This window comes from Citrobacter sp. wls619, assembly GCF_005281345.1.
Lineage (GTDB): Bacteria > Pseudomonadota > Gammaproteobacteria > Enterobacterales > Enterobacteriaceae > Citrobacter.
This window is the reverse complement of record NZ_SZXJ01000078.1, coordinates 205,158-222,765: the sequence shown is the minus strand read 5'-3', so window position 1 is coordinate 222,765 and position 17,608 is coordinate 205,158. Positions and strand designations below refer to the sequence as shown.

The window sequence follows — 17,608 nt, the reverse complement described above, 5'->3', positions numbered from 1 at the left end:
GGCGGGTAGCCAGCCGATAACAACGTAATAAATAAGCGAGTTGATGCCCAAAAACAGCGTGACCTGCCAGGCGAGACTGGAGCGCCAGATTGCGCGGGAGTGCAACGCTCGCGAATTGCTGAGGCTGGCATTGGCCGTCTGGCGCCACTGAGGTAACCAGATCAATAACGCCAGCAGCGGAAAGACCATTAACATCATCAGCGCGCCGCGCCAGCCAAAGCCATGTAACGCCAGCGGCACGACCATTGCCGACCCCAGCGCTGCCGCAGCGCCCATCGTTAACGAATACGCCCCGGTGAGCTTTGCCACATGCTGTGAAAAATCACGCTTAATGAGGCCCGGCAAAAGGACATTTCCCAGTGCGATGCCACAGCCAATGACTGCCGTCCCGCCAAACAGGGCTCCGGATGAAGGGAGTGAACGTATAGCAATACCTATACAGATCAGCAACATGGCGGCTAAAAGGCTGCGTTCAATACCCCAACGGCGAGCGACGGTTGCCGCCAGAGGCGACACCAGCGCAAAAGCAAGCAGTGGGAGGGTGGTCAGGAGTCCCGTCTGGGCGGTGGTCAGACCGTAGTCAGTGCGAATCGCGTCGAGTAAAGGGGCTGCGCCGGTAAACGTAACGCGTAGTGTGGTTGCGATCATCAGGATACCCGCAATTAACAGCGCACCGTTTTTACCGCGGGAAGAAGGGGAGTTAGTCATTTTTTTCTCATATCGTCAGGCGAGGCGTTACCTTAGCGTTTTTACTCTGTGGATGAATCAAGCTAAAATGACAGTTTATCGCTAAAATCGGACATTCTTATGTTTGGACTGAGGCTGGATGGGTATCAACCCGATCTTTACCACGATGCCGCCGTGGCTTTTTGTATTCAGGCTCAGGAAGACGAACTTTTCAGCCCGCTGCATCAACACCGCAAAGGCCAGTTAATCCTGGCATTGCATGGCGCAATTACCTGCGAAGTGGAGAACGCCATGTGGATGGTGCCGCCGCAATATGCGGTCTGGATACCGGGTGAAATTCCGCACAGCAACCACGTTACCGTTGGCGCGCAGTTGTGCTTTTTATTCATTGAACCTCATGCAGTAGTGATGCCGGATTGCTGTTGTACGCTGAAAATAGCGCCATTATGCCGGGAGCTTATTCTTGCGCTGGCGAGCAAAACGGATGCCCAGCTCTGTGAACCCGCCACTCAGCGGTTAACGCAGGTGTTGTTTGACGAACTACCGCAGCAGCCGCAGGAGCAAATGCAGTTACCGGTATCCGATCATCCGAAAATTCGCAAGATGGTGGCGACGATGGCGCGGGAGCCTGCACAATGGCAAACACTGGGGCAGTGGGCCAACGTGTTTGCCATGAGTGAGCGTAACCTTGCCCGTCTGGTCGTCAAAGAAACGGGGCTCAGTTTTCGCCGCTGGCGCCATCAGCTGCAACTGATCCTGGCGCTGCAGGCGCTGATCGACGGGCACAATGTACAGCAGGTTGCTCAAATGCTTGGCTACGATTCTACGACCGCGTTTATCACCATGTTCAAGAAAGGTCTGGGTCAAACACCAGGCCGCTATCTGGCGGGGTTGACTACTGCTTCCCAACAATCAGCGACACCAGACCGGCCGCAATAAGCGGACCCACCGGCACACCGCGAAAGAGGGCAACGCCCAATACTGTGCCCACCAGTAAACCGGCGACGAGTTGAGGTTGGCTACCCATCAGCGTGACGCCGCGCCCGCCAAGCCAGGAGACAACAACGCCGACGGCGATAGCGACCAGCGACTTCCAGTTTACAAAGGAGTGAATAAGCGTGGAGGGGGGCAGCGTGCCGCTGGCGATGGGCGCCATGACGCCGATCGTCAGAATAATAATCCCAACGGTAAGCCCCTGCTTTTCAATCCACGGGAAGAATGTATTCAGCGGAGTAACACGGACAATTATCAGCACCAGAATTGAAACGGCGACAGTGGTGTTGTGGCTGACAAAGCCCAGAGCTGCCAGTCCAAGCAGGATCAGCAGTGTGACATCAAACATCGTAGTTTCCTTGCCAAAAGAAAAATTAAGCCTGCTTACTGTACGCGTAAATGCGTGACGGAACAGGCTTTTTTATTGATTATTATTATTTTTAGGCGAACGCATAATATCGCGTTTTGATACTGATGTTATGGACTTGCTATTGTGCGCGATGGAATGGAATTAATTCAGGTTGCGCAATGCGCAAATAATCCTGGGTGTCCATGATCACGGATTTTTCCAGCAGTCCGGCATTGAACGCAATTTCATTAAAACGCTCAAACAACAGCGGATCGGCAACCAGCTTGAGTTTCGGATGGAAACTAAACGGTGGGATAGCGCCAAACACGCAGCCGGTCAGTTCATCCACTTCCGCCGGGCTGGCAAGTGATGCGCGTAAACCGCCGATATGTCCGGCAAGCTGGTTCAGGTCAGCCTGTTGGTCAGCCGGGAGAATAGCTAGTACATGCTGATTAACGCCGTTGCCTTTTACTTTACAGACGAGGGCTTTTGCCCCCTGACCGAGCGCTGTACCGCGAATTTCCGAGACAGCTTCACACTTGCCAACGGCTTCATGGCTGACCACACGATACGTTGCGCCTTGTTCTGACAACAGTGAAATTAAACGCTGGTGCGTCACGTCGCCTTTATTTACTTCTGTCATTTCTTACTCCTGGTACTACGATGAACATCCTGACGAATACACTATCACTCACGGTGGTGTTTTTTCTGTTTGTTCCTATAGAGCTGCACATCTGATGCCTTATAGGCGTCATCAATGGTGTCGTTTGGCTGCATGTTATAAATCCCCGCGGAAAAACTGACAGAGGTATCCGGAGCTATAGTGTGTAATTTTTCGCGAATACGATCCAGTAGTTGGGCGGTGAATTCAGGGGCATAATCGATAAGGATAATACAAAACTCATCTCCACCGAGACGGATGGCGTAGTCGCTTTTGCGAATAGAGGCCTGAATAGCGTTGGCCAGAATGGTGATAATACGGTCGCCTTCCTGGTGCCCGAGCGTGTCATTAATTGTCTTTAACTTGTCGCAATCAATAGCAATAAACGTTACGCAGGTTCCGGCGTTGACCAACTGCTGCAAACGCTGCTCAAGCGTGGGCGTTAATATTTTGCGGTTATAAAGCCCGGTCATTGCATCGCTGATATTTTCGCGTGTGACGTTGTGATACAAACGAAAATGCATCCTGACCATGTTCAGTAACAGTGCAGTGGCCAGTAAATAGAAGGCAAATAACTTCCAGGAAGACACAATAAAGTACATAAAATCAAGCGATAATGTGATACGCATTCCGCCTAGGATGTCATTAATATAATGAACATACTGAAACAAGTCGCTCTCACTTTGGTGAATGATAATCTCTTTACCTGAGTTGATATCAGATAAGGTCACATTGAGATAGCGCCAGACGAGGGGACGGTCGTTGGTATAAAATATGTTCTTTAAATTGTCTTTGTTAACATCCACCATGACGATGCCTTTTAGCTTGCCGGTATAGTAGACCGGGGTCAAAAAGCTCATCACTTTCTCCTGGGTGAGATCGTCCTGATAAATACTGGAAATGACGGTTCGGCCAGTAAAAACATCATCAATATCGCTCTGGTTTATTCCCAGCGTACCTTTCTGCAGAAAGGACCAGTGATTCATGGCAAATTGATATGAATTTACCAGGTTGTAGAAATAGATGTAGTCGTTTTTCAGGTCAATGTAATAGCGAAACTTGTATTCCATGGTGCCTAATCCCTGACCGTAATCTACCCGTTCACGATTTGCGTTTACGGCCTGATCGAAGGCGGGGAGCAGAAAGATATCGTCAAGTTGTTCAATACAACTCGGAGAGTGGGTCTGTAACGTACCGCGTAACGGAAGATAGTCATGGGTAGTGAGATTGAATCCATGGATGCCGTTAACGGTTTCGAAAGCGGTACACAGCGCTTTTCGTTGTTCGATTGTGATGGGCTTTTTCGGGGATGAAAATTGGCGCATCATATGGGCAGCAATGCTCTGATTGGTATATTTATCATAGAGAAAGGATGAATCTGCTTTCTCTATGATGTAGCGCATATACGCGCTCATTGCCCGATCGCTGGCAACAAGTTCATAAACCAAAAAAGAAGATGTCAAAACAATAACGCTTACGGAGATAAAGTGCCGGAGCGCTTTATGATGCAATTTCATAATGATTTACAACCCTGTAAGTCGGATACGCCAGTCTATCACACGGTATACATCCACTCTAACAGTACGGAAAATCCCGCAGAATTGCGCATTGTTTGTAATAAAAATCATTCGTGCTCTTCACCTTTAACATCTAATGTTGTATTTATAATGCAACTTATAAAAAAAGAGACCGGCGAATGAGCGCGACTGAAAAAGCGGGCCATACATTTTTAGCCAGCCTGGGAAAAACCCGCCTGCGCCCAGGCGGAGTTGAAGCGACAGAATGGTTGTTCCGGCAGTCCCAACTGACGCCTGGCAGCCAGGTCCTTGAAGTGGCCTGTAATATGGCTACGACGGCCATCGAACTGGTACAGCGCTTTGGGTGTACGGTCTATGCCATTGATATGGATAAAAATGCGCTGAGCAAGGCCAGAAGTAATGTGGCGCTTAACGGACTGGAAAATTACATTCATGTCATGGCGGCAAACGCCAATACGCTGCCTTTTGCAGATAACAGCTTCGATGTTGTGATTAATGAAGCCATGCTGACGATGTATGCAGACAAAGCTAAAGCGAAACTGATTGCGGAATATCATCGGGTGCTGAAACCCGGTGGACGTTTATTGACCCACGACATTATGTTCACTGCGCAAAAACTGGAAGAGGGCGACCAGTATCAGTTGGTTCAGGTGGTGAAATCAAACGTCAGTCCGCTGACCAAACAAGGATGGAGTGACCTGTTGATGAGCGCGGGGTTTGAACAGGTCATGCAACAGAATGGCAAAATGTCGTTGATGTCACCGCGCGGATTAATTCGCGATGAAGGAGTAAAGGGCGCGATTAAAATTGCGTTTAACGGTATGCGAACGTATGAAAATCGTCGTCGATTCTTGAAAATGTTTCGTTTTTTCCACTCGCAACGTCACCAACTAAACTACATTGCCTGCTGTTCCATCAAAGGAAGATAACAAGGATAAACGGATGAATATTGATAAAATGAAAAGTCAGCATGTTGATATACTGGAAAAAATATCATTCTTGCGTAAGTTAAGCCTCGCTGGCGTCTCAGCCAATGCTCAGGAAATCGCTACTGCGATTGTGAGCATGAGTGCGATCATTAAAACGCATTTATCTGCTGAAGATCAGTTCCTTTATCCGCATATTGAACAGGATGGTAATAACGCGCTTCGGCAAGTCAGCACAAAATTTAAACGCGAAATGGCGGATATTGTTAACGAATATGAGGGTTTCTCCCGCCGCTGGAATATTGCCAGTAAGTTGATGGGCAACGATGACGCGTTCAGACGCGATGCCAACATCGTTTTGCGTAAAGTATATGAGCGTATGCAACGGGAAAATAAAGACTTCTACCCGCTGGTAGAAAGAATGTAGCGTCATTCTATGTATGAACGGAACGCACTGAACCCGGCAAGAAAAAATCAGCCAGAGATGAAAAACTGGCTGATTTTTTACGTTACTAAGCGCTAACTATTGCTGGTAGCACTTTGCTTATGGAACAGCTCGCGGAATACCGGATAAATATCATCCTGGTCGCGGATATGCTGCATCGCAAAGTTATCAAAGGTAGATTGCAGATGCTCATACTCGCGCCACAGGGTCTGGTGCGCGCGCCGGGTGATTTCAATATAGCTATAATATCGCACCACCGGTAGCAGCTTTTTCGCCAGGATTTCATGACACAGTGGTGAATCATCTGCCCAGTTATCGCCATCCGATGCCTGAGCGGCATAGATATTCCACTGGGCAGGGTTGTAGCGATCTTTTACCACTTCATCCATTAACTTCAGGGCGCTGGAAACTATAGTTCCCCCCGTTTCCTGAGAGTAGAAGAACTCGTGTTCATCAACCTCTTTTGCCTGAGTATGATGGCGAATATAGACCACCTCCACGTTCTTGTAAGTGCGGCTTAAGAACAGATACAGCAGGATATAAAAACGTTTTGCCATATCTTTAGTCGACTGATCCATTGAGCCAGAGACATCCATCAGGCAGAACATCACGGCCTGGCTGGAAGGATCGGGTCGTTTCTCATAATTCTTGTAGCGCAAATCAAAAGTATCAATAAATGGTACGCGTTCGATTTTTGCCCGTAATTCAGCAATTTCTTTGCGTAATCGTTCTTCTTCCAGCAACTGCGCAGGTTCACTTTTGGCGATGGTTTCCAGATCGGCCTCAAGCGCATGCAATTCACGACGTTTACCCGCCGTCATTGCTGTGCGACGCGCCAGTGAGTTCTGCAAGGAGCGCACCACGCTGATATTGGCGGGCACGCCGTTGGAGGTAAACCCTGCTCGGTGCGTTTTAAACTCCGTTAACTGACGCTGCTGATTCTGCTTCAGGTTTGGGAGCGCTAAATCTTCGAACAGCAGATCAAGATATTCATCTTTAGATATCTGAAAGACGAACTCATCCTGACCCTCTCCATCCTGACTGGCCTGGCCTTGTCCGCTTCCTGAGCCGCCGCCGCCCCCCTGCGGACGTTCGATACGGTCATTCTGTACAAAATGATCGTTACCCGGATGCACGCGATGACGCAGGCCACCGCGGCCCTGATGAAACATCGGTTCGCTAATATCATCGGTCGGAATAGAGACAGATTCGCCGCTATCTACATCGGTCACCGAACGCTTGTTAATGGCCTCGGAGATCGACTGTTTAATTTGCGATTTATAACGGCGCAAGAAGCGTTGGCGATTTACCGTGCTCTTGTTCTTGCCGTTAAGACGCCGGTCAATAAACCAGGTCATATGCCCCCCGTACTGCCAACTGTTCGCCATGTCTGTAAGTGCCGGATGGCGCTGGCGCTATCCGACCTACGGAATATTGTTTTGCAGGCCCGGTAAGCGCAGGCGCCACCGGGCACTTATGTTAAGACGATTTACGTACGCGCAAATACCATTCGCACAGTAAACGCACCTGTTTACGCGTGTAGCCTTTTTCCATCATACGGTCGACAAAATCGTCGTGTTTTTTCTGCTCGTCAGTCGAGGTTTTAGCGTTAAACGAAATGACCGGCAGCAGCTCCTCGGTATTCGAGAACATTTTCTTCTCAATAACCGTGCGCAGTTTTTCGTAACTGGTCCAGTTTGGATTACGACCGCTGTTGTTTGCTCTGGCACGCAGAACAAAGTTGACGATCTCGTTACGGAAATCTTTCGGGTTGCTGATACCCGCCGGTTTTTCAATTTTCTCCAGTTCGGCGTTCAGTGACTCGCGATCGAACAACTGACCGGTATCCGGGTCGCGATACTCCTGATCCTGAATCCAAAAATCCGCATAGGTTACATAACGGTCAAAAATGTTCTGTCCATATTCTGAATAGGACTCGAGGTAAGCCGTCTGGATCTCTTTGCCAATAAACTCGGCGTATTTCGGGATCAAATAGCCTTTCAGGAACTCGAGATAACGTTCTGCCTGCTCCTGCGGGAATTGCTCGCGCTCGATTTGCTGCTCAAGCACATAGAACAGATGCACGGGGTTTGCTGCGACTTCGGCATGGTCAAAGTTAAATACGCGGGAGAGGATCTTAAACGCGAAACGCGTGGACAGACCGTTCATCCCCTCATCAACCCCGGCGTAATCCCGGTACTCCTGATACGATTTTGCTTTAGGATCGGTATCCTTCAGGCTTTCACCATCATAAACGCGCATCTTCGAATAGATGCTCGAGTTTTCAGGTTCTTTCAGACGCGAAAGAATCGTGAAGCGAGAGAGCGTTTCCAGCGTGCCCGGTGCGCAAGGCGCATGAGTCAACTCACTGTGGTTAAGCAGTTTTTCGTAGATCTTTATCTCTTCAGAGATACGTAAGCAATACGGGACCTTCACAATGTATACACGGTCGAGGAAGGCTTCGTTATTTTTGTTGTTACGGAACGTCACCCATTCAGATTCGTTCGAGTGGGCGAGAATAATCCCGTTAAACGGCAGGGCAGAGATACCTTCTGTCCCGTTGTAGTTTCCTTCCTGGGTTGCAGTCAGCAGAGGATGCAGCACTTTAATCGGTGCTTTAAACATCTCTACGAATTCCATAATCCCCTGGTTGGAGCGGCACAACGCACCTGAGTAGCCGTAGGCATCAGGATCGTTCTGCGCATGGTGTTCGAGTTTACGAATATCCACTTTCCCGACCAGAGCGGAAATGTCCTGGTTGTTTTCATCACCAGGCTCGGTTTTAGCGATGGCGATTTGCTCCAGAATAGACGGCCAGACTTTGACGACACGGAATTTAGTGATGTCCCCGCCGAAATCATGCAAACGCTTCGCAGCCCACGGCGACATGATCGTACCGAGATAGCGACGCGGGACCCCATACTCTTTTTCCAGGATCTGTGCATCTTCCTGCGGATTAAACAGGCATAACGGATGATCGTTAACCGGGCTACGTTCACCATTGGCGCTGAGGACATAAATGGGCACTCTTTGCATCAGCGACTTCAGTCGCTCTGCAAGCGATGATTTCCCCCCTCCCACCGGCCCCAGCAGATACAGGATCTGCTTCTTCTCTTCCAGCCCCTGAGCCGCATGCTTCAGATAAGAGACAATCTGTTCAATCGCGTCTTCCATGCCGTAAAACTCTTCAAAAGCGGGATAACGTGCAATCACCCGATTCGAAAAGAGTCGAGAAAGTCGAGGTTCGTGGGCAGTGTCAACCATGACAGGCTCACCAATAGCCATTAATAGCCGCTCTGCCGCGTTGGCATAAGCACTGCGATCTTGCCGACAAGTGGTAAGAAACTCCTGCAGCGTGAACTCTTCGTCCTTGGCAGCTTCATAACGCTGGCGATAGTGATCGAATATATTCATGGTATGCCGTCCTTTCGTTTTTTAGCACATGTTAAGAGCCGTTCATATGAATAGTAGAGGCCCCTGAAGAGGTAAACTGAACGACGTCGCTGCTGAAAAAAATAAGCAACTCTCATGCCATTTCGATGGTCAGGAGATCAACGTATTCGGTGATACACCTTCTAAATTTAAGCGTAGATGGCATTTGCAAAACTTGCCTGCACGCGCAAATGAATTTCAATGGCATATCAATAACTCATCAGCAAAAAAAGCACATGTTATGTAAAGAAATGGGGTTGAATTCATGTGCTGTTCACCGTACTGCAAGCAAAATGTCATCACTCGTTGAGAAATTAGGGGGTTACATCGGGCAGGTAATACGTAAAATAGTTGGGCTGAAGCGTATTGGCGGTTACACTTTCGTCGCTAAACATTTGAATAAGGAATTATGGATTGTGACCAAACTCAAACTTCTGGCACTTGGCGTGCTTATTGCCACGTCCGCGAGCGTCGCGCAAGCAGAAAGCAACCTGACGCTGGGCGCAGGCGTTGGTGTGGTTGAACACCCTTACAAAAACTACGATAGTGACGTTTACCCGGTCCCTGTTGTGACCTATGAAAGCGACAACTTCTGGTTCCGTGGTCTGGGCGGCGGTTACTACCTGTGGAATGACAATACAGATAAATTATCTGTGATGGCGTACTGGTCTCCACTGTACTTCAAACCGGGCGACAGCGACGATAGCCGTCTGCGTAATCTTGATAAGCGTAAGAGCACCATGATGGCCGGGCTTTCTTACGTGCATAACACACAATATGGTTTCCTGCGTACCAGCCTCGCGGGAGACGCGCTGGATAACAGTAATGGTATCGTATGGGATCTGGCATGGCTGTACCGTTATACCAACGGGGGCCTGACGCTGACACCGGGGATTGGTGTTGAGTGGAACAGTGAAAACCAGAACCAGTACTACTATGGTGTATCGCGCCACGAATCGTCCCGCAGTGGTTTACGCAGCTACGATCCTGAAAGCAGCTGGAACCCGTACCTTGAACTCAGCGCCAACTATAATTTCTTAGGCGACTGGAGCGTGTACGGTACTGCGCGTTACACCCGTTTGTCTGATGAAGTGACAGACAGCCCGATGGTAGACAAATCCTGGACGGGTTTGATCTCAACGGGTATCACCTATAAGTTCTGATGCATTTCCAATGCTGAACATGAGCCCGCGTTATGCGGGCTTTTTTATGCCTGACGGGAATGAATGTTGATCTAAAGCATGAGAATTCACGATTTCTGCTGCTCCTGTCTTATGCGCTGCCGCAACGAATAATTAACGTGTTTTACCTGGTGTAGTTACCAAAAAGGAACGTATTATTTAATTAGTCTGATATCGATTTTTTTCCAGAGTAAGAAATACAGGTGTCCCACGACCAATCATCGTTAGCGACTAACAAAATCTACTGCGGCAATATACTGAAAATGCACTGTTTTGTTATGATGTCTGGATCTCAATTAACCTTGCAAGCGTGTTGCAAATATCTGACAACTATTTTGATTGTCTAACTTAACCATGAAAGTCATCTTTCATGTGAAGAGTAAAAAACAAAGTGTTTAATTTTTATTTTACATTCTTTAGGTAATTATCTGAAAAAATTAAAATTGACATTAAATATTCTATTGCAGATATTACTCAAACTTAAAAAGTAGCGAGAGTAATTCTTCCTTGCAGAAATATAATCTGCGATGAAGGTTTTTTGAGAAAAAACCTGGTATAGATAATGAAAAAGTTAATCATGATAGCTGTGATGGGCGGGGTTCTGGCGGGTTGTTCTACCGAGGCTTCTCGCATGAATGACTGTGAGAACAAGGGCGTCAGTCGGGACGCATGCTACGTTGCTGAGCAGAATCGTCAGGCTACAATCAATGCCGCAGCGGAAAAGCAGGCGATGGAAAATGCACAGAGCCTGTACAGCACAAATGACGGTAATTCCAGCCATCATCATAACCACGATAAATATTAAGGTTTTCCTTATGAAAAAATTAATTATTATCGCTGCGCTGGTGGCATCAACTGTTGCACCTGCTCATGCTATTAGCGAGGCTTACCGCCGCCAGTTACAACATGATCATAAAACCATGGTTAGCGAAGCGAATGCTCCGGTTAACGCCAGTACGGTAAAACCCATACATGTAAAGAAACTGGGAGTTGATTTTAAACGTGGCGCCGATGGCATTGCCTATATTAATGGTAGCCCGGCAGCAAATGATGAAAATAATGCAGATGCGCAAACCTACAGTGCAGGCTTGATTTCGGTTATTGTATATAAGAATGGAAAAATAAACGCCATGCAAGAAGGTAAATATTTAGGCCGTTTAAAATAATCTCTGCACAACTAACACGTTATCTGTCTAAGCCCGGGAATAAATACTGTTCCCGGGTTTTTTATTGCATCTGATTAACGACGAACCCTCCAAACGAGGATGGTGCAATTTGTGCACCACCCCAGGACACATCCCCCGAGTTTTGCTTTACTGTGGTGCATGTACTCAGGGGGGAACTATGACAGTAAAACAGGTGATGTTTACCGAGCAGGTTTCGCTTCCTGCGATAGGGCAGGGAACATGGAACATGGGGGAGGATCCCTGCCGTCGTCGTGATGAAGTTTCGGCGTTGCAGGCTGGCCTGGATCTGGGGCTGCGTCTGATTGATACGGCTGAAATGTATGCTGATGGTGCAGCAGAAGAAATTGTTGGCGAAGCTTTAGCGGGACGGCGCGATGGTGCATTTTTGGTTTCAAAAGTTTATCCATGGAATGCCGGTGGCCAGAAAGCGATTGCTGCCTGTGAAGGCAGTCTGCGTCGGCTGAAAACCGACTATCTGGATCTCTATTTGCTGCACTGGACGGGGGACTTTACTTATGAAGAAACCGTCAGCGCCATGGAAAAACTCATCGCTCAGGGGAAAATTCGTCGATGGGGTGTTTCAAATCTCGATTATGACGAGATGCAGGCGCTATGGCAGGTTGCCGGTGGACGGCAATGCGCCACTAACCAGGTGCTATATCATTTAGCGTCGCGCGGCATTGAATATGACTTGCTGCCATGGTGTCAGCAACAGCAGATGCCTGTTATGGCCTATAGCCCGTTGGCACAGGCAGGACGGTTGCGCCGTGGTCTGCTCACTCATTCGGTGATTAGCGACATTGCACGTGCACATGATGCCAGTACCGCCCAGATCTTGCTGGCATGGGTTATTCGGCAACCGGGCGTGATCGCGATTCCAAAAGCGGCGAGTGTGGCGCACGTCGAACAGAATGCGACCGCGTTAGAGATAACGCTCTCTACTGATGAGTTAAGATTATTAGATAAAGCCTGCCCTGCTCCAGCAGGCAAAACCGCGTTGGATATGGCCTGATAGCGATGTTTACTTTTCTTATCCGGCCTATGCAATGCGTCAGCAGGCCGGATAAGTCGCCATCAGGCAACAGGCAAAATCTTATCGTTTCGCAACACGAATAGTTTGCGCCAGACGAGAAGGTTTCTCTTCCGTGGTTTTCTGCGGTGCGGTTGCGTAGGCTGTTTCTACGCAAACAAACGTTTTGTAGCCATCGTCCGGCATGTCACCCATGCTGGCAGACAGCGCCGGACCCGGGTTCCAACCCACAACGTTCAGATGGTGGTGGTGCACGACATCGATATTACGCTTGAGTGAACCATCATGGATGACGCTGCATGCTTCCGGGTTCAGATAAACACGGTCAGTACGATCCGGGAAGGTCTGGATACCATCGGCCAGCACATCTTCTTTCGCATCGTTCACTTTATCGATCAGGCGGTCGCCAAGACCACTGACTTTCACTGCGGCAATATCGCCCACGTTGAAGTAGGTATGCAGTGCGGAGGTGGTTTCAAACTCACCGTGGGCTTCCAGTTCGATTTCACAGGTAGCGCCGACTTTAAAGCGGGCAAGCAGGGTAAAGTCGTGCGGCCATAGCTGACGCGTTTCAGCGCTGCTTTGCAGCTCAAACGTCAGAACCACGCCGTTATCATCTTCGTTGTGCGCCTTCAGCGTCCAGGGCAGGTTACGTGCAAAGCCGTGAGAAGGCAGACCTTGCTGAGTCGCCGGGCCAAACCACGGCCAACAAATCGGTACGCCACCCCGCAGCGCCACACCAGTTTTAAACGGCGTGTTATTGCTTAACCAGAGAACGTCATCTTCGCCGTTTGGTTTCCAGGACAGAAGGTGAGCACCCTGCAGTGCGAAAGAGGCTTTAACCTGAGGGTGATCGACAACAATAACCTCCAGCTCATCAAGCTGGCGGCGGGAGAGGACAGGGGTAATTTGTTCGATTACCGGAAGTGCAAAAATTTTATTAATCATTACGCAATCCTTTTTAACCCTAAATATTTCGAGTTGCAGGACGGCGGCAAGTGAACGACAAATTCGTCAGGAACGAATTTGAACAACCAAAGGTTGCCTTCGGTCAGGGACATGGATGTCCCTGATTCACCCCGATGAGCTTACTGTAGTAAGTGATTCGGGTGAGAGAGCGTAGCCAACACACCTGCAATTTGAAGTATGACGGGTATCTTCGGGCAAAAAAAAGAGCGACCTGAGTCGCTCTTACAGATTACTGTCCCATCTCAACTTATTTGGAGATGTGAGCAATCAGATCCAGAACTTTGTTGGAGTAACCAGTTTCGTTGTCGTACCAGGAAACCAGTTTCACGAAGTTGTCGTTCAGTGCGATACCTGCTTTAGCATCGAACACGGAAGTGCAAACTTCACCGTTGAAATCGGTAGATACAACGTCGTCTTCGGTGTAACCCAGAACGCCTTTCATCGGGCCTTCGGAAGCAGCTTTGATTGCTTTCTTAATTTCTTCGTAAGAAGCAGCTTTTTCCAGACGAACGGTCAGGTCAACAACGGATACGTTCGGGGTCGGAACGCGGAACGCCATACCAGTCAGTTTGCCATTCAGTTCTGGCAGTACTTTACCTACCGCTTTAGCAGCACCGGTAGAGGACGGGATGATGTTCTGGGATGCGCCGCGGCCGCCGCGCCAGTCTTTGTGAGACGGGCCATCAACGGTTTTCTGAGTAGCGGTGGTCGCGTGAACAGTCGTCATCAGACCTTCGATGATGCCGAAGTTGTCGTTGATAACTTTAGCCAGCGGAGCCAGGCAGTTAGTGGTGCAGGAAGCGTTAGAAACGATGTCCTGGCCTTCGTATTTGTCAAAGTTAGCGCCTTTAACAAACATCGGGGTGTTGTCTTTGGAAGGACCAGTCAGAACAACTTTTTTCGCGCCAGCAGTGATGTGCTTACGAGCGGTTTCATCTGTCAGGAACAGGCCAGTAGCTTCAGCTACAACGTCAACACCAACTTCGTCCCATTTCAGGTTAGCCGGATCACGTTCAGCGGTAACACGGATTTTTTTACCGTTTACGATCAGATGACCGTCTTTCACTTCAACGGTACCGTTGAAACGGCCGTGAGTGGAGTCATATTTCAGCATGTAAGCCATGTAGTCAGCGTCTAACAGGTCGTTGATTGCAACGATCTCGATGTCAGAACGTTCTTGAGCAGCACGGAAAACAATGCGACCGATACGGCCAAAACCGTTGATACCTACTTTGATAGTCATATATTCCACCAGCTATTTGTTAGTGAATAAAAGGTTGCCTGTAAAATTACAAAAACCTTACGCAGCGTCAAGCGGAATCGTGTCAATCATTGCGACAAATCAAACTGCTGCTTAAGCTTTGCGCAACTGACTCGCCTCACTCTTCCTTTGGGCTTGAAACCACATGGGGGCGGCGGCCCGAATTTTAAAGGGCAATCAAGATAAAAACGTGATGTTGATCACGATTCCTGGGCTGCCATTTCGCACGGATCAAGTTTAGAACAAAAGTTCGCACTACGGTGTTAATGTTTTGTTAGAATCTGTCTCGCGATGTGAGTTTAGATAAAGCGAGATGTGAGCAAATGGCTAAGCAACCTTCCCCAGAAGAACTGAAAAAAAATTTGTCCGAAATGCAGTTTTACGTGACACAAAATCATGGGACAGAACCGCCATTTACCGGGCGTTTGCTGCACAATAAGCGTGATGGCATCTACCATTGTCTGATCTGCGATAACCCCTTGTTTCGTTCAGAGACGAAATACGATTCTGGCTGCGGCTGGCCTAGCTTTTACGAGCCGGTGAGCGAAGAGGCTATCCGTTACATAAAAGACACGTCTCATGGCATGCAGCGCATTGAAATCCGCTGTGGAAACTGTGATGCGCATCTCGGGCATGTCTTTCCGGATGGGCCTCAGCCCACAGGTGAGCGTTACTGCGTTAATTCAGCGTCATTGAACTTCACAGACGGCGAAAACGGCGAGCAAACGAAAGGCTGAAGAAACGATTCAGCAAATTATTCTACGGAGAGTGGATTTAACATGAATCTTGATGAGATGATCAACAGCATGACGCCGGAAGTTTATCAGCGCTTATCGACAGCCGTTGAACTGGGAAAATGGCCGGATGGCGTCGCGCTGACCGCAGAACAAAAAGAGAACAGTCTGCAACTGGTGATGTTATGGCAGGCACGTAACAACACGAATGCGCAGCACATGACTATCGATACCAACGGTGAGATGGTGATGAAGAGTAAGCAGCAACTAAAAGTGGAATTTGGCATTACGCCTGAGCCGATTGCGACGTTTAAATCCTGATGATAAATGCCCGGTGAGCGTTTATGCCGGGCATATGCAGTAGACTACTTTTTGTTCATCATCGCTTTAAGGTCGGCAAACGGATTATATTTCGCTTCGCCAATGGCCTTCTGCGCGTCTTCTCCGGCAACCACTGTTGAACCATACTGGTCCGCTTCCGTATATTTGGAATGCTCATGATCGTGGCAGTACAGGCACAACATTTCCCAGTTGCTACCGTCTTCCGGGTTGTTAGAATGGTCGTGATCGATATGGTGTACGGTCAATTCGCGCAGATTTGAGTACACGAACTCGCGGGAACAACGTCCACAGACCCAGGGAAAGAGCTTAAGTGCCTTTTCCCGATAACCGACTTCCAGACGGGCGTAATTTTTAGGGATGAAAGCCATACCAGCTCATGCCTCCAGTAGAAGATGAAAAGCTGCGCCAGAGAATGGCGCAGCGGATTGCGATAATCATAACCTATTGTGGCAAGCGTTGGGATCAGTGTTTGATACCCAATGAATCGGCCAACTGCTTCGCTAACTGGTTTTTATCATCCGCACCATACTCCCAGAACATCGCGCCTCCCAGTCCCTTGCTTTTGATGTAGTCCGCTTTGATGGCAACAGAGCGCGGATTCTCGTAAGAGAGGGCGAAAAGTGCTTTTCCGTCGGCAGACTGCACCGACAACCACGGCACTTTTGCTTCATCGTCCCAGTGTTGGGTAAAGCGCTTTTGCGGATCGTTGATGAGCTTCGCCACAATGTCGTTGTACTTCACATAGGTATCTTTGCTCAGATCAACGCCCAGTGATTTGAACAACGCTATTTGCTGTGGCTCAAAATAGGGCTGAGTGGCTGGATTTTTCTGTGCGTCGGGCTTGCTCCAGTCAATCCCTGGCTCAACGGCGCGTTTAGGCACGCGACCATAAAACCCAATACCCAGGTTCATCTGAGCGGGCTTTAGCCCTGCTGCGAGGTAGTTATTGACGACAAAATCGGCGCTGTACTTATCCGCTTCGGCGACCGTTGGCCACGTTGTCGAATCGTACAGGTTTGAGTTGAAGTACTGAGTACCGTAAGCCATATCGTAGGTCATCAGATTGATGTAGTCGAGCAATGGCGCAATGGCTTTGACGTCTACCCAGCTTTTCGGGCTTTCAGCGTTTGCACCGACTGCGATGGTCACCAGTTTTTTATGGCCCACTGCGGCACGTAACTCCTTCAGCAGCGTAGTAAAGTTTGCACGATCGGTCGGTTTACTTTCAACTAACCCCCATGCACCGTTTACCGGATACTCCCAGTCGAGGTCGATACCATCCAGGCCATATTTCGCAATGATGTCTTGCACCGACTGAATAAATACCGCCCGGGATTCTTTTGTGGCCGCAGCGCCTGAGAATCCACGCGCCCCCCAACCACCAACGGAAAGCAGAACTTTAAGATTCGGGTTCTGTTTACGCAATTCCGGGATCTTTTGCAGATCAGACTGCACTTTTTCTGAAAGCCAAATTTGATGCAGCTTACTGGCATCTTTTAGCGCGTCATTGGTTTCGTCCTTCTCGTTGTTATAGATCAGGCCAAATGAGTAGTTCAGGTGGGTTATCTGGCGAACATCCAGTTTGTCGATATCGCCGCCAGGACCGGCAGTGACGTCGCCGCCGCCGTTGAAGTAGCCGACAGACATCAGTGAGTTAGCGGAAACAACGCTGGCACAGAGCAGGGGTAATGCTGCCAACAAAGGCAAAAGTTTCATCGGAGTTCCTCTTTGACAATTAAAAAAGCAAACACGCCACGGAAATGGCGTGGCGAAAAAAACAGCTCTTGTAGGTTAACAGTTTCATAACAGGAAAAATGCGAAGGGGTTCACGTCACTTTAGCGAAGCGGCTGCCATGTTCCTTTGTTTTTCAGT

General features: G+C 48.8%; 19 protein-coding genes. 9 read left to right on the top strand and 10 right to left on the bottom strand.

Going from position 1 to position 17,608, the window contains the following annotated elements; genetic code table 11:
* Positions 1 to 708 (bottom strand): MFS transporter (locus FDX19_RS15800; protein ID WP_137383447.1); only part of this gene is annotated, 708 nt, incomplete at its 3' end.
* Between the two features lie 99 nt (positions 709 to 807).
* Here FDX19_RS15800 and FDX19_RS15795 point away from each other — a divergent pair.
* On the top strand, positions 808 to 1,626 hold the full coding sequence (locus FDX19_RS15795; RefSeq protein WP_137383446.1) for a helix-turn-helix transcriptional regulator: 819 nt from the start codon (positions 808 to 810) through the stop codon (positions 1,624 to 1,626).
* Here FDX19_RS15795 and FDX19_RS15790 read toward each other — a convergent pair.
* From FDX19_RS15790 to dgcJ, 3 genes are all read right to left on the bottom strand, one after another.
* Positions 1,583 to 2,029, bottom strand: coding sequence for a DUF441 domain-containing protein (locus FDX19_RS15790; RefSeq protein WP_042308914.1), 447 nt, complete (start codon positions 2,027 to 2,029; stop codon positions 1,583 to 1,585). The genes FDX19_RS15795 and FDX19_RS15790 overlap by 44 nt on opposite strands.
* A gap of 139 nt (positions 2,030 to 2,168) precedes the next feature.
* Positions 2,169 to 2,672, bottom strand: coding sequence for a YbaK/prolyl-tRNA synthetase associated domain-containing protein (locus FDX19_RS15785; protein ID WP_137383445.1), 504 nt, complete (start codon positions 2,670 to 2,672; stop codon positions 2,169 to 2,171).
* Positions 2,673 to 2,716: 44 nt separating this feature from the next.
* Positions 2,717 to 4,207: a diguanylate cyclase DgcJ gene (gene dgcJ / locus FDX19_RS15780; RefSeq protein ID WP_137383444.1), complete on the bottom strand. Its 1,491-nt coding sequence runs from the start codon at positions 4,205 to 4,207 to the stop codon at positions 2,717 to 2,719.
* 179 nt (positions 4,208 to 4,386) lie between these two features.
* Here dgcJ and FDX19_RS15775 point away from each other — a divergent pair, with 179 nt between their 5' ends.
* Together FDX19_RS15775 and FDX19_RS15770 are read left to right on the top strand one after the other, a co-directional pair.
* Complete coding sequence (locus FDX19_RS15775) at positions 4,387 to 5,157, top strand: class I SAM-dependent methyltransferase (RefSeq protein WP_137383443.1); 771 nt, start codon at positions 4,387 to 4,389, stop codon at positions 5,155 to 5,157.
* Between the two features lie 13 nt (positions 5,158 to 5,170).
* Positions 5,171 to 5,581, top strand: a complete 411-nt coding sequence (locus tag FDX19_RS15770; protein ID WP_137383442.1) for a hemerythrin domain-containing protein — start codon at positions 5,171 to 5,173, stop codon at positions 5,579 to 5,581.
* A 92-nt stretch (positions 5,582 to 5,673) separates the two neighbouring features.
* Here FDX19_RS15770 and FDX19_RS15765 read toward each other — a convergent pair whose 3' ends face one another.
* Positions 5,674 to 6,957: a YeaH/YhbH family protein gene (locus FDX19_RS15765; RefSeq protein WP_137383441.1), complete on the bottom strand. Its 1,284-nt coding sequence runs from the start codon at positions 6,955 to 6,957 to the stop codon at positions 5,674 to 5,676.
* 121 nt (positions 6,958 to 7,078) lie between these two features.
* Positions 7,079 to 9,013, bottom strand: a complete 1,935-nt coding sequence (yeaG, locus tag FDX19_RS15760; protein WP_137383440.1) for a protein kinase YeaG — start codon at positions 9,011 to 9,013, stop codon at positions 7,079 to 7,081.
* A 434-nt stretch (positions 9,014 to 9,447) separates the two neighbouring features.
* Between yeaG and FDX19_RS15755 the strand changes: the two genes are divergently transcribed.
* The 4 genes from FDX19_RS15755 (at position 9,448) to FDX19_RS15740 (ending at position 12,411) form a co-directional block, all read left to right on the top strand.
* A complete protein-coding gene (locus FDX19_RS15755; protein ID WP_048212595.1) occupies positions 9,448 to 10,194 on the top strand; it encodes a MipA/OmpV family protein in 747 nt (248 codons plus the stop codon).
* A 580-nt stretch (positions 10,195 to 10,774) separates the two neighbouring features.
* On the top strand, positions 10,775 to 11,017 hold the full coding sequence (locus FDX19_RS15750) for a hypothetical protein (protein WP_137383439.1): 243 nt from the start codon (positions 10,775 to 10,777) through the stop codon (positions 11,015 to 11,017).
* A gap of 10 nt (positions 11,018 to 11,027) precedes the next feature.
* A complete protein-coding gene (locus FDX19_RS15745) occupies positions 11,028 to 11,378 on the top strand; it encodes a hypothetical protein (protein WP_137383438.1) in 351 nt (116 codons plus the stop codon).
* Positions 11,379 to 11,556: 178 nt separating this feature from the next.
* Positions 11,557 to 12,411 (top strand): aldo/keto reductase, encoded by an 855-nt coding sequence (locus FDX19_RS15740; RefSeq protein WP_137383437.1) that lies wholly within the window; start codon positions 11,557 to 11,559, stop codon positions 12,409 to 12,411.
* 81 nt (positions 12,412 to 12,492) lie between these two features.
* Here FDX19_RS15740 and FDX19_RS15735 read toward each other — a convergent pair whose 3' ends face one another.
* Positions 12,493 to 13,377, bottom strand: a complete 885-nt coding sequence (locus tag FDX19_RS15735) for a D-hexose-6-phosphate mutarotase (protein WP_137383436.1) — start codon at positions 13,375 to 13,377, stop codon at positions 12,493 to 12,495.
* Positions 13,378 to 13,645: 268 nt separating this feature from the next.
* Positions 13,646 to 14,641 (bottom strand): glyceraldehyde-3-phosphate dehydrogenase, encoded by a 996-nt coding sequence (gene gapA, locus FDX19_RS15730; RefSeq protein WP_003030697.1) that lies wholly within the window; start codon positions 14,639 to 14,641, stop codon positions 13,646 to 13,648.
* A gap of 341 nt (positions 14,642 to 14,982) precedes the next feature.
* Here gapA and msrB point away from each other — a divergent pair, with 341 nt between their 5' ends.
* Positions 14,983 to 15,396 carry a peptide-methionine (R)-S-oxide reductase MsrB gene (gene msrB / locus FDX19_RS15725; RefSeq protein WP_040233651.1) on the top strand — a complete coding sequence of 138 codons (414 nt, stop codon included), beginning with the start codon at positions 14,983 to 14,985 and terminating at the stop codon, positions 15,394 to 15,396.
* Between the two features lie 42 nt (positions 15,397 to 15,438).
* Positions 15,439 to 15,714, top strand: coding sequence for a YeaC family protein (locus FDX19_RS15720; protein ID WP_005121124.1), 276 nt, complete (start codon positions 15,439 to 15,441; stop codon positions 15,712 to 15,714).
* Positions 15,715 to 15,758: 44 nt separating this feature from the next.
* Here the strand turns inward: FDX19_RS15720 and yajD are convergent, their stop codons facing one another.
* Together yajD and FDX19_RS15710 are read right to left on the bottom strand one after the other, a co-directional pair.
* Positions 15,759 to 16,103 (bottom strand): HNH nuclease YajD, encoded by a 345-nt coding sequence (gene yajD, locus FDX19_RS15715; protein WP_106107396.1) that lies wholly within the window; start codon positions 16,101 to 16,103, stop codon positions 15,759 to 15,761.
* 94 nt (positions 16,104 to 16,197) lie between these two features.
* A complete protein-coding gene (locus tag FDX19_RS15710; RefSeq protein WP_137383435.1) occupies positions 16,198 to 17,451 on the bottom strand; it encodes a glycoside hydrolase family 18 protein in 1,254 nt (417 codons plus the stop codon).
* Positions 17,452 to 17,608: the final 157 nt, after the last annotated feature.

Excerpts from the sequence above, each read along its gene's own strand:
- FDX19_RS15785 (WP_137383445.1), bottom strand. The coding sequence starts at position 2,672 with ATGACAGAAGTAAATAAAGGCGACGTGACGCACCAGCGTTTAATTTCA.
- gapA (WP_003030697.1), bottom strand. The coding sequence starts at position 14,641 with ATGACTATCAAAGTAGGTATCAACGGTTTTGGCCGTATCGGTCGCATT.
- yajD (WP_106107396.1), bottom strand. The coding sequence starts at position 16,103 with ATGGCTTTCATCCCTAAAAATTACGCCCGTCTGGAAGTCGGTTATCGG.
- dgcJ (WP_137383444.1), bottom strand. The coding sequence starts at position 4,207 with ATGAAATTGCATCATAAAGCGCTCCGGCACTTTATCTCCGTAAGCGTT.
- FDX19_RS15765 (WP_137383441.1), bottom strand. The coding sequence starts at position 6,957 with ATGACCTGGTTTATTGACCGGCGTCTTAACGGCAAGAACAAGAGCACG.
- FDX19_RS15710 (WP_137383435.1), bottom strand. The coding sequence starts at position 17,451 with ATGAAACTTTTGCCTTTGTTGGCAGCATTACCCCTGCTCTGTGCCAGC.
- FDX19_RS15795 (WP_137383446.1), top strand. The coding sequence starts at position 808 with ATGTTTGGACTGAGGCTGGATGGGTATCAACCCGATCTTTACCACGAT.
- FDX19_RS15770 (WP_137383442.1), top strand. The coding sequence starts at position 5,171 with ATGAATATTGATAAAATGAAAAGTCAGCATGTTGATATACTGGAAAAA.
- FDX19_RS15740 (WP_137383437.1), top strand. The coding sequence starts at position 11,557 with ATGACAGTAAAACAGGTGATGTTTACCGAGCAGGTTTCGCTTCCTGCG.
- msrB (WP_040233651.1), top strand. The coding sequence starts at position 14,983 with ATGGCTAAGCAACCTTCCCCAGAAGAACTGAAAAAAAATTTGTCCGAA.
- FDX19_RS15745 (WP_137383438.1), top strand. The coding sequence starts at position 11,028 with ATGAAAAAATTAATTATTATCGCTGCGCTGGTGGCATCAACTGTTGCA.
- yeaG (WP_137383440.1), bottom strand. The coding sequence starts at position 9,013 with ATGAATATATTCGATCACTATCGCCAGCGTTATGAAGCTGCCAAGGAC.
- FDX19_RS15720 (WP_005121124.1), top strand. The coding sequence starts at position 15,439 with ATGAATCTTGATGAGATGATCAACAGCATGACGCCGGAAGTTTATCAG.
- FDX19_RS15750 (WP_137383439.1), top strand. The coding sequence starts at position 10,775 with ATGAAAAAGTTAATCATGATAGCTGTGATGGGCGGGGTTCTGGCGGGT.
- FDX19_RS15775 (WP_137383443.1), top strand. The coding sequence starts at position 4,387 with ATGAGCGCGACTGAAAAAGCGGGCCATACATTTTTAGCCAGCCTGGGA.
- FDX19_RS15735 (WP_137383436.1), bottom strand. The coding sequence starts at position 13,377 with ATGATTAATAAAATTTTTGCACTTCCGGTAATCGAACAAATTACCCCT.
- FDX19_RS15790 (WP_042308914.1), bottom strand. The coding sequence starts at position 2,029 with ATGTTTGATGTCACACTGCTGATCCTGCTTGGACTGGCAGCTCTGGGC.